Genomic DNA, 20,330 nt, shown 5'->3' on the forward strand with positions numbered 1-20,330 from the left:
CCAGATCACTGACTAGAGTCAGAGAATGCCACCGGATGTCGCGCCCGACCCCATCGCGACCGTGCGCGCCTTCAACCGCACCGTCACCGAGCGGATCGGCGCCCTGAACGAGACCTACCTCGCCCGCGGGCGATCGCTGGGCGCCTCCCGCCTGCTGTGGGAGATCGGTGAGCACGGCGCCGACGTTCGCGAGCTGCGCGCCCGGCTCGGCCTCGACTCGGGCTACCTCAGCCGGCTGCTGCGCAGTCTCGAGTCCGACGGGCTCGTCGCCGTCGGCGACGCGTCGGGCGACGCGCGCGTGCGGCGCGCGACGCTCACCGCCGCCGGCCGGCGCGAACGACGCGGGCTCGACACGGCGAGCGACGAGCTCGCGGCATCCGTGCTCGACCCGCTGCCCGCCGCCCGCCGCGACCGGCTCGTCGAGGCCATGGCGACCGTCACCCGGCTGCTCGAGGCGGGGCAGGTGACGATCGAGCGAGCGGATGCCGCGTCGGCCGACGCGCGCACGTGCCTCGCCGCCTACTACGCCGAGCTCGCGCGCCGGTTCCCCGGGGGTTTCGACGTCGGGCAGAGCCTGCACCCCGGCACCGACGAGTTCGCCGACCCGCACGGCGTCTTCCTGCTCGCGCGGTTGCACGGCCGGCCGATCGGCTGCGGCGGCGTGCTGTTCGAGCCCGACGGCACCGGGTACGTGAAGCGCATGTGGGTCGCCGACGAGGTCCGCGGGCTCGGCGTCGGAGGGCGCCTGCTCGCGGCGCTCGAGGCGGCGGCGCGCGAGCACGGCTGCGTCGCGACGACGCTCGAGACGAACGCGACCCTCACCGAGGCGATCGCGATGTACCGCGCCGCCGGCTACGTCGAGGTCGCGCCGTTCAACGACGAGTTCTACGCCGACCTCTGGTTCCGCAGGGAGCTCGCGCCCGTCGTCGGCTGAGCCGGGACGATCCGGCCGAGTGCGGCCTCACCCGGCGGCACGCCCCTCGCTCAGCGCATCGGCACGCCGACGTCGCCGCCGCCCTCGGGCGTGAGGCGGGAGCCCATCTTCACGAGGGTCGGCGCCGGAACGAACCCGCCCGCGAACAACGCCTCGCCCTGCCGGAACCACGGCGACATCGCGAGCAGCCCGGCCGGTGCGACGCCGAAGTACGAGCCCAGCTGGGCGAGGTCGCCGGGCGAGCTCATCTTCATGACGGCGAGGTTGTCGCACTGCGAGATGATCCCCGGATGGATCTTCGAGGGCCGCTGCGTCGACAGCAGCAGCCACAGGCCGTACTTGCGGCCCTCCGCGGCGATCTGGATGATCCGCTCGCGCACCGCGACCGCGAGCGGCGTGACCAGGTCGGGCGAGCAGAGGTTGTGGGCCTCGTCGATCACGATGAGCACCGGCTTGCGCTCCGAACGGCGCGCCCACAGGTCGTCGAGCACCGAGATCGCGACCGAGAGGTGCTGTTCGGGCGTCGAGAAGCCGCCGAGGTCGAGCACCGTGGCATCCGGCCGTTCGGCGACGATCTCGTTCACCGGCGTCCGCGGGCCGGCCCACACCTCCCAGTCGAGCATGCCGAGGTTCTCGATGCGGGTCGCGAGCGCCTGCCGCCCCGGGTCGTCGGAGGCGCGCAGTTCGCCGAGCAGCGTGTCCTTGTCGATCGCGTGGGCGACCTCGTCGGAGTGCAGCAGCGTGTTGAACTCGCGCGCGTCGGCGACGGGGTCGAGCCGCAGGATCGCGGCCTTCGCCTCGATCGGCAGCGACCGGAAGTGCACGAGCAGCGGGTCGGGCCCGTTGGGGCGCAGCACCCGGATGTTCCGCGCGGCGAGCGCCGTGGCATCCTCGCCCGTGACGCCCTCGCGCCGCTCGCCGAGCCGCACGAAGTCGGAGTTCGGGTCGAACACGACGATCGGCAGCGCCGTGTGCGCGAGCACCTGCTCGAGCACGACCCCGAGCGCGTACGTCTTGCCCGAGCCCGACTGCCCGCACCAGAAGGTGTGCCGATTGAACCGGGAGCCGATCAGCTTCGCCGGCCCGGGCGAGGCGAGCATCGTGCCGATGTCGAGCGTCGCGTGCGACGCCTGATGCAGGGCGTCGACGGATGCCTCGTCGGCACGTCGCACGTGCGCGTCCCGGAACGGGGCATCCGATCGCTGGTCGAGCCCGCCGTCGCCGTCGAGCACGCCGAGCACGCGACCGACCTCGGCGCCGTCGGGCGCGACCGCCTCGACGAGGCCGAGCCACGCGCCGTCCGTCGTCTCGAGGCGGACCAGCGTGCCCGTCGGTGCGCCCTCGCCCGCACTCGTCGTGAACGATCGGCCGTCGACCGATGACGCCAGCACTCCGGACATCCGGACCCCCTCCACCCGGCGAGCGCCCCCTGCGCTCGCGGACTGACGCCACCTTCTCACGCGACCTCGGCGCGCGTCGAGCGATTCCCCGCGCGGAGTAGGGTGCGGTGGTGACCGTGCAGATCCGACCCGCCGCGCCGGCGGATGCCGTCGCGCTCGCCGCGCTCGCCGCGGTGACGTTCCCGCTCGCGTGCCCGCCCTCGACGACGATCGCGGCGATCCGCGCCTTCATCGCCCAGCACCTCACTCGTGACCGCTTCGTCGAGTACCTCGCCGACCCCGATCGCACCATCCTCGTCGCGGTCGCCGACGACGCGCGCGATCCCGCCTGGCGGGGCGAGCTCGACGGTACCGACGGGCTCGTCGGCTGGTCGATGCTCGTGCGCACCGAGGGCGGTGTGCCGGCCGACGCAGATGCCGCGGCGGCCGTCACGGCGCGGCCGGCGATCGAGCTCAGCAAGATGTACGCGCACCCGGCGGCGCACGGGCAGGGCGTCGCGGGAGAGCTCATGGGCGCTACGCTCGCCGAGGCGGCCCGCGAGGGCGCGCCCGTGGTCTGGCTCGGCGTGAACGAGGAGAACGCCCGCGCCATCCGCTTCTACGAGAAGCACGGCTTCCGGATCGTCGGGCACAAGCGGTTCCTCGTGGGCGAGCGCTGGGAGCACGATCACGTGCTCGAGCGGCCGCTGGCCTGACCTACGGGGCGGCCTTCGCCGCGGGAGGGCGCCGTGCGACGAACACGGACGCCCTCCCGGTGAGCGCCGTCAGAACCGGAGCGACCGGAGGTAGTCGTACCCCACCTCGGCCGTCTGCAGCGGCGTGACATCGGGGGTGTCGTTCTCGACGATGTACTCCTCGACCGCGTGCGCCGCGAAGATCCGGTCGAACGCGATCGTGCCGGTGCCCAGGTCGGCCATGTCGCCGCCGAGGTGGCGGTCCTTGACGTGGAACTGGCGCACCCGCTGCGGCGCCGCATGGATCGTGTCGATGGCGAACTGCACCGGGTCGGCCTCACCGAGGTTCACGCCGCCGGTGACCGCCCAGTACAGGTCGACCTCGAGGTGGACGAGCGACGGGTCGAGCCGCTCGGTGAGCACCTGCCACGGCGTGCGCCCGCCGCCGAGGTCGGTCGTGAACTCGTGGGCGTGGTTGTGGTACCCGTAGGCGATGCCGTACGAGGCCGCAGCCTGCGCCTCGACGTTCATGCGATCGGCGAGCGCCTGCCAGTCGGCCAGGGAGCTCGAGGCGAAGTAGGGCACGTTGAGGTACTTCTGCCCCAGCGTCGCCGCGTTCTCGAGCTTGGTCGCGAGTGCGGCGTCGTGGGCTGACACCCCGTCGTGCGACGAGCTGGCACGGATGCCGATCGAGTCGTAGAACGCGCGCAGCTCGGCGGCCGTCCGGCCGAAGTAGCCGAGCGCCTGCTCGACTCGCGGGTAGCCGATCTCGGCGATCGCGCGCAGCGTCGTGTCGTAGTCACCGGGGCCCCAGGGCGCACCCAGCCCCGCACGCACCGTCCAGAGCTGGATGCTGATCTTGCCGGGCGGCACGCGCTTCCACGGCTTGGTCGCGACGTCGGCCGCCGCCGGCATCGCTCCGCCGCCGAGTGTGAGCGCGGCGGCGGACGCGCCGAGCAGCCCCATCAGCACCCCGCGCCTGCTGATGCCGCGCAGGTCGCGTGAGGCCTGCATCGCCTGGTCGCCGTCGAATCCGTAACACATGATCGGGTTGGTTCCTTTCGTGAGAGCCGCGTCGCCCTCGACTCGCCATCGAGCACGTCAGCCAACCTTCGCGGACTTGTGCCGTTAAGTCAACATAATCTGCACCTGCGGTAACGGAAGTCGCGCAACACGGGCAGGAAGTTGAGTGTGACGTGCCGTTTGCGGCGGTGACGTCGGCACACTCCGGACAGGTCCCGCCCGGAACGGGGCCGGGCGTTGCCGGCGAGCTGACGGGCGCCCGCGGCCGGCGATGCCCTGGCCTATCGGGCGGCCTTCACCTGCTCGTACGCCGCCAGTGCCGCCTCGCGCGTCTGCTTCAGGTCGACGATCGGCTCGGGGTAGTCGTCGGTGCCGGCCTCGGGCACCCACCTGCCGACGTACGCGCCGCTGGGATCGAACTTCTCGCGCTGCAGCTCGGGGTTGAACACGCGGAAGTACGGTGCCGCGTCGGCCCCCGACCCCGCGACCCACTGCCACCCGAACGGGTTCGACGCGTGGTCGGCGTCGACGAGCGTGTCCCAGAACCACTGCTCGCCGCGCCGCCAGTCGATGAGCAGGTTCTTGGTGAGGAACGACGCCGCGATCATGCGCACGCGGTTGTGCAGAACGCCCGTGTGCCACAGCTCCCGCATGCCGGCATCGACGACCGGCACGCCCGTGCGGCCGCGCTCCCAGGCGGTGAGCGCCGACGGGTGGAGCCGGGGCCACGGGAACGCATCGAACTCCGCCCGCCAGTTCTTCGTCGCGAGGTCGGGGAAGTGGAACAGCACGTGCCACGCGAACTCGCGCCATCCGACCTCGGAGAGGAACTTGCGCGCGCCCTCGGTGCCGGCTGCCCGCTCGCGGGTCGCATGCCAGACCTGGTGGGGGCTCAGCTCGCCCCAGCGCAGCCGCGGTGAGAGCCGGCTCGTGACCTGCCGGTCCATGCGGTCGCGGCCGGTCGCGTAGTCGGCGAGGTCGTCGCGCAGGAACTCGCGCAGCCGCCGGTGCGCGGCCGCCTCGCCGGGTTCCCAGGTCTCGCGGAGGCCCCCGGCCCAATCGGGCGCGGTCGGCAGCAGGTTCCAGTCGGCGAGGTCGTCGCTGGCCGCACCGCGACCCGAGGGCCCGCCGAACCCGTCGAGGTCGGACGGCGCGGGCAGTGGATGCCGCGGCTCGTCGGCCCCGAGGCACGCCTTCCAGAACGGGGTGAACACCGAGAACGGGGTGTCCGACCCGGTCCGGATCGTCCAGGGCTCGAACAGCAGCGACCCGGCGAAGCTCTCGACCTCGAGGCCCGCGTCGCGCAGCTCGGACTTGAGTGCGGTGTCGACCTCGCGCTCGGCGCCGCCGTAGCGGCGGTTCCAGTACGCGGCGCCCGCGCCGACCTCGTCGACGAGCGAACGGATGACCCGGCCGGCCTCTCCGCGCCGGAGCACGAGCTTCACGCCGCGCTCGCGCACGTCGCCGGCGAGCGAGTCCAGCGAGTGGTGCAGCCACCACTTCGCGGCCCCGCCGAGCGGGCGGATGCCCGGCGACTCCTCGTCGAGCACGAACACCGCGACGATCGGCTCGCCGCGCTCGACCGCCGCGTGCAATGCGGGGTGGTCGCCCACGCGCAGGTCGTCGCGGAACCAGACGATCGACGGCGCGGCGTTCATGCCGTCACGCTAGCCGAGCCATCCGACGCCCGGCCTGTGGGTTGCCTGCCGATCGGCCGCGCACCCCCGATCACGCCGGATCGGGCGCGACGCGCAGCACGAGCTTGCCGCGCACGTGCCCCTCGCCGAGCCGGCGGTGCGCGGCCTCGCCCTCCTCGAGCGGGAACTCGCCGTCGACGTGCACGCGGATCGAGCCGTCGTCGATGAGCCGCGAGATCACGGCGAGCGTGCGCGCGTCGGGCGCCACCGAGTAGCCCGTCGCCCGGATGCCCGCGGCGGCGGCCTCCTCGGCCATCGTCGGCCACGAGCCGGTGGGCACGTTCACGACGAGCCCGCCTCGGCGCAGCACCCGGAGCGAGCGCGTGCCCGTGTCATCCGCGACGTTGCCGACGAGGTCGATCACCACGTCCTGCTCGTCGAGCACGTCCTCGAAGCGCTCGCTCGTGTAGTCGATCACGCGATCCGCGCCGAGCGAGGCGAGGAACTCGGCGTTCCGAGGCGAGCCGGTCGCGGTCACGTGGGCGCCGAAGTAGCTCGCGAGCTGCACGGCGAAGTGGCCCACGCCGCCGGCGCCGGCGTGCACCAGCATCCGCTGGCCGTCGTGCGCGCGGGCGACATCGACGACCGCACCCCACGCGGTGAGGGCGGCGCATGGCACGGCGGCCGCCTCGACGAACCCGATCGCGGCCGGCATCGGCGCGATGCTCAGGGACGAGACGGTCACGAACTCGGCATAGCTGCCCGAGGTGCGCGGCACGCGTCCCATGCCGTACACGCGATCGCCGACCTGCAGTGGGTGCGCGGCGTAGGGCACCTGCTCGACGACGCCGGCGAAGTCCTGCCCGAGCACCGCCGGGAACGACGGGATCGCGGCGGACACGCCGCGACCGAGCTTCGTCTTGCGGTCGATCGGGTTGACGCCCGCGGCCACGACGCGCACGAGCACCTCGTCGCTCACCCGGATCGGCCGGGGCACCTCGCCCAGGCGCAGCTGCGCATCGTCACCCGTCGCGTCGACCACCAGTGCCCGCATCGCCTCCGCCATCCGCTCGCCTCCCGTGCGTCCATTCTGGGGCAGGTTAGGCTGCGAGCACCGCTGCGTCGAGAGGGGATGTCGCATGCGCGCACTGTTCGGAGTGCTCAGGATCCTCGCGGCCGGCGCGGTGTTCGCGGCGATCGTCGGCCAGTTCGTCGTGAGCTGGTCGATGGTGCCCGACCGGGCGGCATTCGTCGTGAACTTCTTCAGCTACTTCACGATCCTCTCGAACGCGCTCACCGCGCTCGTGCTGCTCGCCGGGGCGTGGATCGCGTTCACCCGGCGCGACGACCCGCCGTGGTTCAACCTCGTCCGCGCGTGCGCGGTGACCTACATGTCGACCACGTTCGTGGTCTACAACCTGCTGCTGCGCGAGATCTCGCTCGACCAGGCCACGACCGTGCCGTGGTCGAACGAGATCCTGCACGTGTGGGCGCCGCTCTACGTGGTCGCCGACTGGGTGCTGGCACCCGGGCGGCACCGCATCCCGTGGCCGCGGCTCTGGACCATCGCGCTGTTCCCGCTGGCATGGGCGGCGTACTCGCTCGTCCGCGGCGCGCTCATCGGCTGGTACCCGTACCCGTTCCTCAATCCCGCGCAGGAGGCGGGGTACGGCGGGGTCGCGGTGTACGTCGTCGCGATCGCGGCGTTCATCCTGCTCGTCGGGGCGGGCGTGCTCGCGCTCAGCCGCACGCCGTGGCCGCACGAGGTCGAATCGGAGCCGGCGGCGCCGGTCGCGGGCCGCGACGCCCGTGACGCGGGTAGCCCCGGCGATCACGGCGGCGGGGGCGACGCCGACGTGCGCGTCAGGGCCGGCTGAGCCAGCCGCCGACGGCCGCGCGCATCGCGGCCTCCTGCGCGGGCTGCCCGTCGTCGCGCGGCGGGACGCGCTCGAGCGGCGCGCCGAGCCCCGCCGCCCAGCGCTCCGCGAGCGCGAACGGGTGCACGGGGTCGCGGGGCGCGCCGACCACGAGCGAGCGGATGTCGCGACTCGCGAGCGTTGCGAGCTCGGCGTCGTGCGCGAACGCGCGGTTGCGCGGGATCTCGACGAGCCGGATCGCCCGGCGCGCGGCATCCGTCGCCCTGAACTGGGCGAGGAGGCCCCGCCCGCCCGCCGGTGACTCGTGCGCGACGCGGAGGTACGGCTCGGTGTGCCGGAACCGCTCTGCGCCCCCGACCGGACCGAGTTCGCGCAGCAGCTCGCCGATGACCGGGAACGGCCGCAGGTTCGCGGGCAGCGACCGGTCGCCGAACGCGGGCCGCACGAACACCGCGCGCTCGACGGGCAGGAGGCCGAGCAGGCAGATCCGCAGGGCGAGGGCCGCGCCCATCGAGATGCCGATCAGGGTGACGGGCGAATCGGGTCGAGCGGATGCCGCCGCGTCGCCGCCCGCGCGCGCGAGCTCGTCTCCGGCGGCCGTCGCGACCTCGCGCGCGAGCCGGTCGAGCGCGAAGTCCGCCGGGTCGCCGACGATGCCGGACGCACCGTGCGCCCGCACGTCGGGCGCCGCGATCGACGCGGCCGGCACGCCGAGCCCGGCGATCACGGGCCCGAACAGCCCGACGGGCTGGCTCCGGTCGGCGCCGAGGCCGTGCAGGAGCACGAACCTCACGCGAGCGGCCCCGGGCGGTAGAACGAGCGGCCGGGCGAGTCGCGGTAGCCGACCGGCTCGGGGGCGTCGGGCTGCGGCCGGATCGCCTCGAGCAGCAGGTCGGCGAGCCGGACGAGCTGGGCGATCTGGTTCTCGTCGCGGTCGACCCACCGGCACTCCGGCTCGGCGACGGGCACGAACCCGTCGTGCTGCTCCCAGACCACGAGGGTGCGCTCGGCGCCGAGCACGTACTGCTGCCACCACACCTGCCGCAGGTACCCGCGGGGGATGCCGCGCCACGCCTTCGACGTGGTCTTGATCTCGCACAGCTCCACGGCGCCGCCACCGGCGACGCGGAGGCCGTCGGGGGTCGCGAGGTGGCGCTCGTCGCGCTCGGCGTGGAACAGCAGGCTCGACGGCGCGATGCCGTGCTCGTGCTGCACCCATGCCGCGATCACGGGTTCGCGCTCACGTCCGTGGTCGGTGTAGCGGCTGCCGCCGAACCCGCGGCCCGGCGTGCCGTACAGCTTCTCGTTGGCGGCGGCCCGCACGGATGCGGCGGACGCGAGCTTCGCGGCATCCGTCGCCGTGACCCCTCGCGAGCGGGCGCGCAGCCACGCCACCCGGTCGCCGGAATCGGCCACGATGCGGCGTTCGTGCGGGTGCGACGGCTCGCTGAGTGCCGAGGCGACGCGCGGCGCGAACGACTCGAGGTCGAAGAGCGCGAACGGCGTGTCGGTCACCCCCATACGCTACCGCCGACCGCCCCCGGCGGGCGGTCGCGACGGACGCGCGGCGCTACTTGACCGCGTGCATGAGCCCGGCCGACGACGCGGCGATCATCGCCTCGATGTTGGCCGGCGAGAGGGAGTGGTGGATCGCCAGCATCGTGGCGCCCAGGACCGCGGCATCCGCCCCCGTCTGGGACAGGGTGATGTGCAGGGCCTCGGTCGCGAGCGGCATCGACCGCCGGTAGACGACCTCGCGGACGCCCGCGATGAGGTGCTCGCCGGCCTCGGCCATCGCACCGCCGAGCACGATGACCGACGGGTTCATGAGGCTCACGCAGGTCGTGAGCACCTCGCCGATGTCGCGCCCGGCCTGGCGCACGGCCTGGATGGCGTTGACGTTGCCGTTCTTGACGAGGTCGACGACGTCGCGCGAGTTCTTCGCCGGCATGCCGGCGGCGGTGAGGGCCCGCGCGATCGCGCTGCCCGAGGCGAGCGCCTCGAGGCAGCCGAAGTTGCCGCAGGTGCACGCGATCTCGGCGCCGCGCGAGACGTACACGTGCCCGATGTCGCCCGCGGTGCCCTGGGCGCCGCGCTGGAGGAAGCCGCCCGAGATGACGCCCGCGCCGATGCCGGTCGCGATCTTCACGAAGAGCAGGTGGTCGACGTCGGGCCAGGCGTGCTCCCTCTCGCCGAGCGCCATGATGTTCACGTCGTTGTCGACGAGCACGGGCACGTCGAGCTCCTGGCGGATCCAGCCGGCCACGTCGAAGCGGTCCCAGCCGGGCATGATCGGGGGGTTGATCGGCCGGCCCGAGCTGAACTCGACCGGGCCGGGCACGCCGACGCCGATCGCGAGCAGGTCCTCGGTGCGACGGCCGGCGCGCTCGATGAGCTCGCGGGCGGACGCGACGGCCGCGTCGAGCACGACGCGGGGACCCTCCGACACGGCGATGACCGAGTTCGTCTCCTCGAGCACGCGTCCGGTGATGTCGCTGAGCGCGACCCGGACGTGGGATGCGCCGATGTCGACGCCGATCACGTACCGACCGCTCGCGGTGATGGCGAACAGCGACGACGGGCGGCCGCCCGTCGATGCGGCCTCGCCGACCGGGCCGACCAGGCCGAGCCCGGTCAGCGCGTCGATCCGCATCGCGACGGTCGTGCGGGCGAGCCCGGTGATCGCAGCGAGCTCGCTTCGCGTGCGCGGCTGGCCGTCGCGGAGGATCTGGAACAGATCGCTCATCGCGGTCGAACCCAGCGCGTTCACGTGTGGGCGAGACCCGCCCGCACTTACGTCAGTCATCCGATGATTCTCCCATACCTCATGTCATAACTCGCATGGCTTCGCATGCACCACGCCGCGGCGTGGTGCCCCAATTGGAGGGGGTGCTACTGCGAGCGGGACCCCTGACCCGAGAAGCGCTGCTGGAGCAGCACGGCGATCACGATGATGACGCCCTTGGCGACGGCCTGGACCGAGGTGGAGAGGTTGTTCTGCGTGAACACGTTGGTGAGCGTGGCGAAGATGAGCACGCCGAACACCGTGCCCGTGATGGTGCCGCGACCGCCCGCGAGGAGCGTGCCGCCGACCACGACCGCGGCGATCGCGTCGAGCTCGTACAGGGTGCCGTGCGTCGAGGTGCCGGCCGTGGTGCGGCCGAGGATCATGACGGCGGCGATGCCGGCGGTCAGGCCCGCGAGCGCGTAGAGGTAGATGGTGTGCCGACGCACCGCGAGGCCCGCGAGGCGCGCGGCCTCGCGGTTGCCGCCGATCGCGATCGTGCGGCGGCCGAAGGTCGTGCGGTTCAGCAGGATCCACCCGGCGGCGGCGACGAGCACGAAGATCCAGATAAGCATGTCCACGCCGATCAGGTCGGAGTTCATGAACTCGATGAACTCGGGGATGCGCACGACCTGGGTCGTGCGGTTGGCGAGGATCTCGGCGAGTCCGCGCGCCGCGACGAGCATGGCGAGCGTGGCCATGAAGGCGACGACCTTGCCGTACGCGATCACGATCCCGTTGATGAAGCCCGCGGCGAGGCCGACGGCGAGCGCGACGAAGACCATGACGAGCCAGGTCGAGTTCTCGGCGGCCGCCTGGACGGCCGACAGGGTCGCCACGACCGACGCGAGACCCATGACCGAGCCGACCGACAGGTCGATGCCGCCGCCGATGATCACGAAGGTCATGCCGATCGAGATCACGCCGATGATCGAGGCCAGGCGAAGGATCACCAGGATGTTGTCGATGTTGGTGAAGCGGTCGCCCGCCGTGATCGCGCCCACGACGAACAGGGCCGCGAGGGCGAGGATCAGGCCGAGGTTGCGGCCGACCGAGCCGCTGAGCAGCGACTTCGCGGAGAACTTCCGCTCGGTCGGCTGCGTCGTGGCCGGTTCGGTCTCGGCGGGGGAGATGGTCTGCTGCTGCTCGCTCACGCGGCGGTTCCTTCCATGATGAGGTCGAGCACCTGGTGCTCGTCGATCTGGTCTGCCTTCACCGTGCTGAGCACGCGGCCGTCGGCGATGACGAGGACCGTGTCGGCCAGGCCGAGGACTTCTTCGATCTCGCTCGAGACGATGACGACGGCGTCGCCGTTCGCCGCGAGCTTGCGGATGAGGGCGTAGATCTCGGCGCGCGCGCCCACGTCGACGCCGCGCGTGGGCTCGTCGAGGAGCAGCACCGAGGTGCGGTTGACGAGCCAGCGGGCCAGCAGGATCTTCTGCTGGTTGCCGCCGGAGAGCGTGCGAGCGGCGCGGTCGGGGTCGGCCGGCCGCAGCTGCAGGGCCGAGATCTGCTCCTGTGCGACGCGGCGCTCGGCGCGCTCGTTGACGAAGCCGCCCCGGGCGTATCGCGCGAAGGAGGCGAGCGTGACGTTCTGATAGATGGGCTCGTCGAGTAGGAGCCCCTGGCTCTTGCGCTCCTCGGGGGAGAGCCCGACGCCCGACCGGACCGCGTCGCGCACGGAACCGCGCTTGAGCTCGCGACCGTTCACCTTCACGGTGCCGGCGCTCGAGCGCCGCGCCCCGTAGACGGTCTCGAGGATCTCGGAGCGACCCGAGCCGACGAGGCCGGCGAGCCCGATGATCTCGCCCGCGCGGACACTGAAGCTGATGTCGTGGAAGACGTCGTCGAGGCTCAGCCCGCTGACCTCGAGCTTGACGGGGGCGGATGGCTCGACCGGCGTCGCGGGCGGGAACACGTTCGCCACCTCGCGGCCGGTCATCAGCCGGATCAGCTCGGAGGTGGGCGTGCCCGCGACGGGCAGGCCGTTCGCCGTGCTCCGCCCGTCCTTCAGGACGGTGATGCGGTCGCCGATCTCGCGGATCTCCTCGAGGCGGTGCGTGATGTAGACGACGGCGATGCCGTCGGCCGTGAGCTCGCGGACCACGCGGAAGAGGTTCTTCACCTCCTCGCTGTCGAGGACCGCCGACGGCTCGTCCATGATGATGAGCTTCGTGTCGTGGCTGAGGGCCCGCGCCATGCTGACGATCTGCTTGTTCGCCGCGCTCAGCGTGCCGACCTCGCGGGTGGGCGAGAGGTTCGCATGGCCGAGACGCTTGAGCAGCGCGCGGGTGCGCGAGTTCGCCTCGCCGGTGCGCAGCAGGCCGCCGACGGAGAGTTCGTGCCCCAGGAAGATGTTCTCGGCGATCGAGAGTCCGTCGACGACGTCGAGTTCCTGGTACATCGTCGCGATGCCGAGCTCGATCGCGTCCTGCGGGGAGGAGAGGTTCACCTCCTCGCCGTTCCAGAAGATGGTGCCGTCGTCGGGGGTGTGGGCGCCGGCGAGCGTCTTGATCAGCGTCGACTTGCCCGCGCCGTTCTGTCCGAGGATGCAGTGCACCTCGCCCGCGGCGATCTCGAGGTCGACGCCTTTCAGGGCGTGGACGCCCGCGAAGCTCTTCGAGATGCCGCTCATTCGGAGTAATGCCGGAGAATGGTCGTCTTTGATCACTTGGAAATCATAACCGGAACGAGCGCCGAAGCAAGTCTCATCTTGCGACGAGTTTCCTCGCCTGCACGTTCCCACCGCAATCCCCGCCAGTACAGGGCGACGAACTTTTGACGATTACCAAGCATAAGTTGCGCAGGAACGGGGATCTTCTGCTACGCTCGCCGAACGTCAACGTGGACTCCGTCGGGTGTGGTCGCACTCGGGTGGAAGAAGTCCACCTGGCGGCCCTGCGTCACACCCAACGAGAGGACAACCACAATGAGCGTCAAGCGCACGTCACGTGCCCGCGCCTTCGTCATGGCCGGAGCCTCGCTCGCGGTCGCCGGCCTGCTCGCCGGCTGCACCGCGGGCGGCGCCGAGTCGAGCGTCACCGAGAACCAGAACTCCGCGGAAGAGAACTCGGCCTCGGGCGACACCGTCGTCATCGGCTTCTCCGGCCCCGCCGCCGACCACGGCTGGCTCGGTGCGATCAACTCGGCCGCGCTCGCCGCGGCCGAGAGCTACGACGACGTCGAGCTGCGGGTGGCGGAGGGCACGAACGACGCCAACCTCCAGATCAGCCAGGTCGAGACCTTCATCAACGACGGCGTCGACGCCATCGTGCTGCTGCCCACCGACGGTGCGGCGCTGACCGAGGTCGCGACCCAGGCGATGGAGGCCGGCATCCCGGTCATCAACGTCGACCGCGAGTTCTCGAGCCCCTTCGCCGCTCGCACCACGATCCTCGGCGACAACTACGGAATGGGCGTGTCCGCGGGCACGTACATCTGCGAGCGCCTCGAGGGGCAGGATGACGCGGTGGTCGCCGAGATCGCCGGCATCGACTCCCTGCCGCTCACGCAGGACCGCTCGCAGGGCTTCGCCGACGCCCTCGAGGACTGCGGCCTCGAGGTCTCCAACCGCGTCGCCGCGGACTTCACCATCCAGGGCGGCGAGGCCGTGACCTCGCAGCTGCTCTCGGCGGCGCCTGAGATCGACGCGATCTGGAACCACGACGACGACCAGGGCGTCGGCGTGCTCGCCGCCATCGAGGCCGCAGGTCGCGACGAGTTCTTCATGGTCGGTGGCGCCGGCAGCGCGAACGCGATGCGGGCGATCGAGTCGGGCGACTCGGTGCTCGAGGCCACGGTCATCTACCCGTCGACCCAGGCCGCCGACGGCATCGCGCTCGCGCGACTGATCGCACAGGGCAAGACGATGAGCGACCTCTACACGCCGAGCGTCCCGAACCGGATCGTGCTCGACGCGCCCGTCGTCACGGCCGACAACGTCGACGAGTACATCGAGTTCGCGTTCGAGTCCTGAGCCGAACACCGAGGCCGGGCGTCCGCTCCGGGCGCCCGGCCTCGGCCTCCCCTACACAGAAAGGCGGCTTCGATCCGCATGGGTGAACGACTTCGCGTCGCGATGGTGGGCAACGGCTTCATGGGCGCCGCCCACTCGCAGGGATGGCGCGTGGCTCCGAGGTTCTTCGACCTCCCGGTCCAGCCGTCGATGGAGGTCCTGGTCGGACGGCGTCCGGCGCACGTCGCCGCGGCGGCCGAGAAGTGGGGCTGGCACGAGACCTCGATCGACTGGCGCGAGGTCGTCGAGCGCGACGACATCGACGTCGTGGACATCGTCACCCCGGGCGACAGCCACGCCGAGATCGCGATCGCCGCGCTCGAGGCCGGCAAGCACGTGCTCTGCGAGAAGCCGCTGGCCAACACGACGGCCGAGGCGGAGGCGATGACCCGGGCGGCCGAACTGGCCTCGGCCCGCGGCGTCCGCTCGATGCTCGGCTTCACCTACCGGCGGGTGCCGGCGACCGCGTTCGCGCGGAAGCTCATCGCCGACGGCCGGATCGGCGAGGTGCGGCACGTCCGCGCCTCGTACCTCCAGGACTGGCTGGTCGACCCCGACGCGCCGATGACGTGGCGCCTGGAGAAGGACCGCGCCGGCTCGGGAGCGCTCGGCGACATCGGGGCGCACGCGGTCGACATCGCCGAGTACATGACCGGCCTGCGGCTCAGCGAGGTCTCGGGTGTGCTCGAGACCTTCGTGCGGCAGCGTCCGCTCGCCTCGTCCTCCAGCTCCGGCGCGATCGCCGGGTCCGCCTCGGTCGGCCCGGCCACCGAGTACGGCGAGGTCACGGTCGACGATGTCGCGCTGTTCCGAGGCCGGTTCGCCTCCGGCGCCCTCGGTACGTTCGAGGCCTCGCGCATGGCGACCGGGCGCAAGAACTCGCTGCGGGTCGAGGTGTCGGGCTCGAAGGGCGCAATCGCCTTCGACCTCGAGAACCTCAACGCGCTCGAGTTCTACGACGCGACCGAGCCCGCCGTCGAGCAGGGCTTCAAGACCATCATCGTGACCGAGCCCGGCCACCCGTGGCTCGACGCCTGGTGGCCCGCGGGGCACATGCTCGGCTACGAGCACGGCTTCGCCAACCAGGCGAAGGACTTCGTGGACGCGATCGCCGGAGGCACCTCGCCGCGGCCCTCGTTCGCCGACGGGCTGCACGTGCAGCGCGTGCTCGATGCGGTCGGGCACAGCTCGGCCACGGACGGCGCGTGGGTCGGCGTCGTGGGCGCGACCGACTGACCTCGGCCGTCCACGCCGTTCGGCCCGGTGCGACGATGCGCCGGGCGGAGAGGAGAGGACCATGTCGCTGCAGGAGCGGGCGTACGCCGTCTCGACGCCGCACGACGATCCGATGGCGGGAACGCCGGGCGGCGCACCGTGCGGGTCGCCCCGGACTGGGCCGGCGGATGCCGCGGCCGAGCTCGTCGAACGGGTCGGCCTGGCCGTCGCGCGCACGTCGGCCGCAGTCGCCGGCGCATGGCGTTCCCTCGCCGCCTCCGCGGCGGGCTCCGACCCCGAACCGCGCGAGCTCATCGACCTGCTCGCCGCACAGGGCGGCGGCAAGCAACTGCGCGCGCGGCTCGCGATCGCCGCGTACCTCGGCATGGGCGGCGACGCACCCGAGGTGTGGGACGCGCTCGGCGCCGCGGTCCAACTGCTGCACGTCGGACTGTGCGTCCACGACGACCTGATCGACGGCGACGACCGGCGGCACGGCCGCCTCAACGTCGTGGGCAGCGTGCGGGCCGCGTGGGCGTCGGCCGGCGCCGGTGACGGTGTCGCCGACCGCCAGGCGACCTCCGCCGCCCTGCTCGCCGGCGATCTCGCGATCAGCGCGAGCGTCCGCCTGCTCGCCGGCACGCCGGTCTCGGCCGAGACCAGGGTCGCGCTGGTGCTCGAGCTCCTCTCGTCGCTCGACGCGGCGATCGCGGGGGAGCTCATGGACGTCCGGAGCGAGCAGCTGCCGCCGGTCCGCGCGCTGCCGATCCGCATGGCCGAGCTCAAGACCGCGGGGTACAGCGTGATCCTGCCGCTGCGGCTGGGCGCCGTGGCATCCGGGCGCGCCGACGGTGCGGTGCTGGCCGCGCTCTCGGAGTACGGCCGCCACCTGGGCGTCGCGTACCAGCTGAAGGACGACGAGCTGGCGGTCTTCGGCGATCCGGAGCGCACGGGCAAGTCCATCAGCTCCGACGTGCGCGGCGGCAAGCGGACCCGCCTGCTGCAGCTCGCGCTCGAGGGGGCGACGCCCGAGGCGCGCGAGTTGCTCGAGCGCGAGGTCGGCCGGGCCGACCTGTCGGACGAGGCCGTCGAGCGCGTGCGGGAGGTCATGCGCGAGTCGGGCGCACTCGAGCGGCATCGCGGACTGATCGTACGGCACGCCGCCGCGGCGGCGGGGGCGCTCGACGGAGCGGGCCTGACGGATGCGCTCGACGCCTACCTCCGCGTCATCGCCCGGGGTGTTCCGGGCCGTGAGGCATGACTTCAGTCGATGATTGCGCAAGTTAACGCGCAGAGCATTCGACTTCTGATTGACCAAGGATGCAACCTCCGATAACGTCGGAGCGGGCGAGCCTCAGTGCGCACGCCCGGCGCAACGGTGCACACGGGAACGGAGTGGTTCGACGATGAACGAAGGACGTACGGGAGTCTGGTTCGTGGGCGCGCGCGGCAGCGTCGCGACGACGGCCGCGATCGGCCTGGCGGCTCTCGCCGAGGGCGTCGCCCGACCGGTCGGCCTGGTCACGGCCGGCCCCGCGTTCGAGGGCGTGCCGCTGCCCGAATTCGACGACTTCGTCGTCGGCGGGCACGACGTCGACGACACGCCCCTCCTCGACCGGGCCCGCCGGCTCGCGGCCGGCGGCATGATCCCGGCCGCCACGGTCGAGGCGGTCGCGTCGCGTCTCGAGGCCGCCGACGCCGAGATCCGCGTCATCCCGCGCCGCGCGCGCGGCTCGCAGCAGCGCGAGATCGAGCTCCGCGCCGACGACATCCGCTCCTTCCGCGAGCGCCACGGCCTCCGCCGCGTCATCGTGATCGACGTCGCGTCGACCGAGCCGCTGCCCGCCGATCGTCCTGAGTTCCACGACCGCGACGCGCTCGCGGCCGCCCTCGCCACCGAGGGCGTCGAGCTGCTCCCGTCGAGCACGCTCTCGGCGCTCGCGGCGGTGGCCGAGGCCGGCGCGCCGTACGTGTGCTTCACCCCGTCGATCTCGCTCGGCATCCCGGCGCTGCACGACCTCGCCCTCGAGGCGGGCGTGCCGATCGCCGGACAGGACGGCAAGACCGGCGAGACCCTGCTGCGCACGGTGCTCGCGCCCATGTTCTCGTCGCGCGGCATGCGCGTGATGTCGTGGGCCGGTGCGAACCTGCTCGGCGGCGGCGACGGCGCCACGCTCGCCGACCCCGCGGCCGTCGAGTCGAAGCTCGCCTCGAAGAACCGCGGCCTGCACGACCTGCTCGGCCACGACGTGGTCACGCCCCTGCACATCGACAACGTGCCCGACCTCGGCGACGTCAAGACGGCGTGGGACCACGTGCACGCCGAGGGCTTCCTCGACACCCGCATCACGCTCCAGACCACGTGGACCGCCTTCGACTCGACGCTCGCCGCGCCGCTCGTGATCGACCTCGCCCGCCTGCTCGCGCTCGCCGACGAGGCCGGCCTGTCAGGCCCGATCGCCGAGCTCGGCTACTTCTTCAAGGACCCATGGGGCAGCGACGAGCACGCCTTCGCACGCCAGGCCGACGAGCTCGTCTCGTGGGCGCTGCGGACCGCGGTGCGGAGGACCTCGGCGCAGGTGGCCTGACGGTGGACGCGTCCACCTTCCTCCAGCTCGTCCGGGCGCCCGCCGGCCTCACGGTGCTCGGCGACGCGACGGCCGGCATGGCCGCCACGGGTCGCACGGGCCTGCTGCCACGGCTCGGCCTGCCCGTCGCGTCGGTCCTGCTCTACTGGGGCGGGATGGCGCTCAACGACGCCGCCGACGCCGAGCTCGACCGCGTCGAGCGGCCCGAGCGTCCGATCCCGTCGGGGAAGATCTCGCGGAGGTCGGCGTTCGTGGTCGCCGGCGCGCTGACGGTCGCCGGCGTCGCCGTGGCCGGCCTCACCGGCGGGCGGAGCTCGCTCGCCGTCGCGGTCCCGCTCGCGGCATCCATCTGGACCTACGACCTCGTCGCCAAGCACGGCTGGGTGGGACCGGTCGTGATGGGCGCCTGCCGCGGCCTCGACGTGCTGCTCGGCGCGGGCCGAGACCGGGCGGCCGACGCGCTGCGTCCCGCGCTCGTGATGGCGGGCCACACCGCGAGCGTCACGGCGCTCGCGCGCGGCGAGGTGCACGGCACGCGTCCGGTCACGGCAGCCGCCGCGTCGCTCACGACGATCGCGGCCGCCGCCTCCGCGGTACGTCCCGAGCCGACCGCCGCCGGGCTCGTCTCGGTGGCCGCCGCCGCGCGCTTCGCGGTGCCGACCCTGCGCGCCCAGGTCGAGGCCATGTCGACGCCGACCGCGCCCGTGGTGCGCACCGCCACCCGGCGCGGCATCCTCGCGATGGTCCCGCTGCAGGCCGCGCTGACCGCGCGCGCGGGGCGGCCCGTCGACGCGCTCGTGCTGCTCGCGATCGACGCGGTGGCGGCGCTCCTGGCCCGACGCGGCGCGAAGGGGCGTGACATCACGTGAGCGGGACCTCCGCGCTCCCGCGGCCGCTGCTCGGCTACGGCACGAACGGCCTCGCCGACCATCCGCTCGACGACGCGCTCGACCTGCTGCAGTCGAACGGCTACCGTGCCGTCGCACTGACGCTGGGCCATCCGCACTTCGACGCATTCGGCGACGGATGGCTCGACCGCGCCATCGCACTCCGCGGCGAGCTCGAACGGCGGGGCCTGCGCGTCGTCGTCGAGACCGGCGCACGGTACGTGCTCGACCCGGCGCGCAAGCACCGGCCGAACCTGCTCGACGACGACCCCGACGCCGCCGCGCGGGTCGCGTTCCTCGTCCGGGCGATCGAGATCGCGCGCGTGCTCGACGCCGAGTGCGTGTCGCTGTGGTCGGGCGTGCTGCCCGAAGGGGCCGATCCGGATGTCGCGTGGCGGCGCCTCGTGGCCAACCTGCACCGGGTCGTTGCCGCGGCCCGCACGGAGGGGGTGCGCCTGGGGTTAGAGCCCGAGCCGGGCATGCTCGTCGAGACGGTCGCGGATGCGCTGCGGCTCAGGGCGGAGCTCGGCGACCCGCCCGAGCTCGGCATCACCGTCGACCTCGGGCACTGCGTGGTCGTCGAGCCCTACGGCGTCGACGGCGCGCTCCGCGCCGCGGGCGAGCTGCTCGTCAACGTGCAGGTCGACGACATGCTGCCGCACGCGCACGAGCACCTCGAGCTCGGCGCCGGCAGCGTCGACCTCGACCTGGCGTTCCGCACGCTCGCCGAGCTCGGCTACACGGGCGTGGCGGCGGTCGAGCTGCCGCGGCACTCGCACGCGGCGCCGCGCATCGCCGCGGAGAGCATCGCGCGCATGAACGACGTCATCGAGAGGATCGGGTGAGCGGCATGAACGGCACGGACGAATCGCGTGGCACCGACGACATCGGCGAGCGCTACCGCGACGGCGACACCGAGGAGCGCATCCGGGTGCTCGACGCGCTCAACGCGCTCGCCGAGACGGGCCCGGTCGACGAGCCGCGGCGCGGGACCGGCATCGGGCTCGTGCGCGACGCCCTGCGCGCGAACGACCCGCGGCTGGTGGCCGCGGCGATGGGCGCGTTCGCCGGCCGCCACCTCCCCGACCACGACTGGCGGCACGGCGTCGTGAAGCTCGTCTTCATGGGCGTGCCGCTCTCGGTCGTCGCCGGGCTCGACGAGCGCACCGACGCCGAGCTCGCGCGCATGGCGGAAGACCTCGCCGAGGAACGGGAGGCCGCGGGCCGCACCGTGCCCGACGACCTGCGGTCGCTCCTGCCGGCGACCGACGCACCACGACAGGAAGGCCGCTGAC

Annotated in this window: 19 protein-coding genes; 10 read left to right on the top strand and 9 right to left on the bottom strand. The window is 72.8% G+C overall.

Annotation, left to right across the window (positions count from 1 at the left end):
* Nucleotides 1–25 precede the first annotated feature (25 nt).
* Nucleotides 26–934, top strand: coding sequence for a GNAT family N-acetyltransferase (locus AC3RKB_RS08495; protein ID WP_491435654.1), 909 nt, complete (start codon nucleotides 26–28; stop codon nucleotides 932–934).
* Between the two features lie 50 nt (nucleotides 935–984).
* Here the strand turns inward: AC3RKB_RS08495 and AC3RKB_RS08500 are convergent, their stop codons facing one another.
* A complete protein-coding gene (locus AC3RKB_RS08500; RefSeq protein ID WP_491435655.1) occupies nucleotides 985–2,334 on the bottom strand; it encodes an ATP-binding protein in 1,350 nt (449 codons plus the stop codon).
* A 110-nt stretch (nucleotides 2,335–2,444) separates the two neighbouring features.
* On the opposite strand from AC3RKB_RS08500, the gene AC3RKB_RS08505 reads away from it, so the two are divergent.
* Nucleotides 2,445–3,029, top strand: a complete 585-nt coding sequence (locus AC3RKB_RS08505) for a GNAT family N-acetyltransferase (protein ID WP_491435656.1) — start codon at nucleotides 2,445–2,447, stop codon at nucleotides 3,027–3,029.
* 69 nt (nucleotides 3,030–3,098) lie between these two features.
* On the opposite strand, the gene AC3RKB_RS08510 is transcribed toward AC3RKB_RS08505, so the two are convergent.
* The 3 genes from AC3RKB_RS08510 to AC3RKB_RS08520 all read right to left on the bottom strand — a co-directional run bounded on the left by AC3RKB_RS08510 (nucleotide 3,099) and on the right by AC3RKB_RS08520 (nucleotide 6,734).
* Entirely contained in the window at nucleotides 3,099–4,052 is a 954-nt protein-coding gene (locus AC3RKB_RS08510; RefSeq protein WP_491435657.1) for a sugar phosphate isomerase/epimerase family protein, read from the bottom strand.
* Nucleotides 4,053–4,312: 260 nt separating this feature from the next.
* Nucleotides 4,313–5,689 carry a cryptochrome/photolyase family protein gene (locus AC3RKB_RS08515; RefSeq protein WP_491435658.1) on the bottom strand — a complete coding sequence of 459 codons (1,377 nt, stop codon included), beginning with the start codon at nucleotides 5,687–5,689 and terminating at the stop codon, nucleotides 4,313–4,315.
* A gap of 70 nt (nucleotides 5,690–5,759) precedes the next feature.
* The gene (locus tag AC3RKB_RS08520) at nucleotides 5,760–6,734 is read right to left on the bottom strand and encodes an NADP-dependent oxidoreductase (RefSeq protein WP_491435659.1); all 975 of its coding nucleotides are present in this window, start codon (nucleotides 6,732–6,734) and stop codon (nucleotides 5,760–5,762) included.
* A 73-nt stretch (nucleotides 6,735–6,807) separates the two neighbouring features.
* Between AC3RKB_RS08520 and AC3RKB_RS08525 the strand changes: the two genes are divergently transcribed.
* Nucleotides 6,808–7,545, top strand: coding sequence for a Pr6Pr family membrane protein (locus AC3RKB_RS08525; protein WP_491435660.1), 738 nt, complete (start codon nucleotides 6,808–6,810; stop codon nucleotides 7,543–7,545).
* Here the strand turns inward: AC3RKB_RS08525 and AC3RKB_RS08530 are convergent.
* From AC3RKB_RS08530 to AC3RKB_RS08550, 5 genes are all read right to left on the bottom strand, one after another.
* Entirely contained in the window at nucleotides 7,532–8,338 is an 807-nt protein-coding gene (locus tag AC3RKB_RS08530; RefSeq protein WP_491435661.1) for an alpha/beta fold hydrolase domain-containing protein, read from the bottom strand. The two genes, AC3RKB_RS08525 and AC3RKB_RS08530, sit on opposite strands and share 14 nt — an antisense overlap.
* On the bottom strand, nucleotides 8,335–9,060 hold the full coding sequence (locus AC3RKB_RS08535; RefSeq protein ID WP_491435662.1) for a YqaJ viral recombinase family protein: 726 nt from the start codon (nucleotides 9,058–9,060) through the stop codon (nucleotides 8,335–8,337). Before AC3RKB_RS08535 ends, AC3RKB_RS08530 begins: the two co-directional genes overlap by 4 nt.
* 55 nt (nucleotides 9,061–9,115) lie before the next feature.
* On the bottom strand, nucleotides 9,116–10,351 hold the full coding sequence (locus AC3RKB_RS08540; protein ID WP_491435663.1) for an ROK family transcriptional regulator: 1,236 nt from the start codon (nucleotides 10,349–10,351) through the stop codon (nucleotides 9,116–9,118).
* 86 nt (nucleotides 10,352–10,437) lie between these two features.
* Nucleotides 10,438–11,397, bottom strand: coding sequence for an ABC transporter permease (locus tag AC3RKB_RS08545; protein ID WP_491436788.1), 960 nt, complete (start codon nucleotides 11,395–11,397; stop codon nucleotides 10,438–10,440).
* 83 nt (nucleotides 11,398–11,480) lie between these two features.
* Nucleotides 11,481–12,965, bottom strand: a complete 1,485-nt coding sequence (locus tag AC3RKB_RS08550; protein ID WP_491435664.1) for a sugar ABC transporter ATP-binding protein — start codon at nucleotides 12,963–12,965, stop codon at nucleotides 11,481–11,483.
* A 294-nt stretch (nucleotides 12,966–13,259) separates the two neighbouring features.
* Here AC3RKB_RS08550 and AC3RKB_RS08555 point away from each other — a divergent pair, with 294 nt between their 5' ends.
* From AC3RKB_RS08555 to AC3RKB_RS08585, 7 genes are all read left to right on the top strand, one after another.
* Nucleotides 13,260–14,306 (top strand): substrate-binding domain-containing protein, encoded by a 1,047-nt coding sequence (locus AC3RKB_RS08555; RefSeq protein ID WP_491435665.1) that lies wholly within the window; start codon nucleotides 13,260–13,262, stop codon nucleotides 14,304–14,306.
* 78 nt (nucleotides 14,307–14,384) lie between these two features.
* Nucleotides 14,385–15,581: a Gfo/Idh/MocA family protein gene (locus AC3RKB_RS08560; RefSeq protein ID WP_491435666.1), complete on the top strand. Its 1,197-nt coding sequence runs from the start codon at nucleotides 14,385–14,387 to the stop codon at nucleotides 15,579–15,581.
* Nucleotides 15,582–15,642: 61 nt separating this feature from the next.
* A complete protein-coding gene (locus tag AC3RKB_RS08565) occupies nucleotides 15,643–16,821 on the top strand; it encodes a polyprenyl synthetase family protein (RefSeq protein WP_491435667.1) in 1,179 nt (392 codons plus the stop codon).
* 145 nt (nucleotides 16,822–16,966) lie between these two features.
* Nucleotides 16,967–18,148 (top strand): inositol-3-phosphate synthase, encoded by a 1,182-nt coding sequence (locus AC3RKB_RS08570; RefSeq protein WP_491435668.1) that lies wholly within the window; start codon nucleotides 16,967–16,969, stop codon nucleotides 18,146–18,148.
* Nucleotides 18,149–18,150: 2 nt separating this feature from the next.
* A complete protein-coding gene (locus tag AC3RKB_RS08575; RefSeq protein WP_491435669.1) occupies nucleotides 18,151–19,017 on the top strand; it encodes an SCO3242 family prenyltransferase in 867 nt (288 codons plus the stop codon).
* Nucleotides 19,014–19,880, top strand: coding sequence for a sugar phosphate isomerase/epimerase family protein (locus AC3RKB_RS08580; RefSeq protein WP_491435670.1), 867 nt, complete (start codon nucleotides 19,014–19,016; stop codon nucleotides 19,878–19,880). Before AC3RKB_RS08575 ends, AC3RKB_RS08580 begins: the two co-directional genes overlap by 4 nt.
* 5 nt (nucleotides 19,881–19,885) lie before the next feature.
* Nucleotides 19,886–20,329 carry an EboA domain-containing protein gene (locus AC3RKB_RS08585; protein WP_491435671.1) on the top strand — a complete coding sequence of 148 codons (444 nt, stop codon included), beginning with the start codon at nucleotides 19,886–19,888 and terminating at the stop codon, nucleotides 20,327–20,329.
* Nucleotide 20,330 lies beyond the last annotated feature (1 nt).

This window comes from Agromyces capsici (genome assembly GCF_058349965.1).

Excerpts from the sequence above, each read along its gene's own strand:
- AC3RKB_RS08495 (WP_491435654.1), top strand. The coding sequence starts at position 26 with ATGCCACCGGATGTCGCGCCCGACCCCATCGCGACCGTGCGCGCCTTC.
- AC3RKB_RS08500 (WP_491435655.1), bottom strand. The coding sequence starts at position 2,334 with ATGTCCGGAGTGCTGGCGTCATCGGTCGACGGCCGATCGTTCACGACG.
- AC3RKB_RS08510 (WP_491435657.1), bottom strand. The coding sequence starts at position 4,052 with ATGTGTTACGGATTCGACGGCGACCAGGCGATGCAGGCCTCACGCGAC.
- AC3RKB_RS08515 (WP_491435658.1), bottom strand. The coding sequence starts at position 5,689 with ATGAACGCCGCGCCGTCGATCGTCTGGTTCCGCGACGACCTGCGCGTG.
- AC3RKB_RS08520 (WP_491435659.1), bottom strand. The coding sequence starts at position 6,734 with ATGGCGGAGGCGATGCGGGCACTGGTGGTCGACGCGACGGGTGACGAT.
- AC3RKB_RS08525 (WP_491435660.1), top strand. The coding sequence starts at position 6,808 with ATGCGCGCACTGTTCGGAGTGCTCAGGATCCTCGCGGCCGGCGCGGTG.
- AC3RKB_RS08540 (WP_491435663.1), bottom strand. The coding sequence starts at position 10,351 with ATGACTGACGTAAGTGCGGGCGGGTCTCGCCCACACGTGAACGCGCTG.
- AC3RKB_RS08550 (WP_491435664.1), bottom strand. The coding sequence starts at position 12,965 with ATGAGCGGCATCTCGAAGAGCTTCGCGGGCGTCCACGCCCTGAAAGGC.
- AC3RKB_RS08555 (WP_491435665.1), top strand. The coding sequence starts at position 13,260 with ATGAGCGTCAAGCGCACGTCACGTGCCCGCGCCTTCGTCATGGCCGGA.
- AC3RKB_RS08560 (WP_491435666.1), top strand. The coding sequence starts at position 14,385 with ATGGGTGAACGACTTCGCGTCGCGATGGTGGGCAACGGCTTCATGGGC.
- AC3RKB_RS08565 (WP_491435667.1), top strand. The coding sequence starts at position 15,643 with ATGTCGCTGCAGGAGCGGGCGTACGCCGTCTCGACGCCGCACGACGAT.
- AC3RKB_RS08570 (WP_491435668.1), top strand. The coding sequence starts at position 16,967 with ATGAACGAAGGACGTACGGGAGTCTGGTTCGTGGGCGCGCGCGGCAGC.
- AC3RKB_RS08585 (WP_491435671.1), top strand. The coding sequence starts at position 19,886 with ATGAACGGCACGGACGAATCGCGTGGCACCGACGACATCGGCGAGCGC.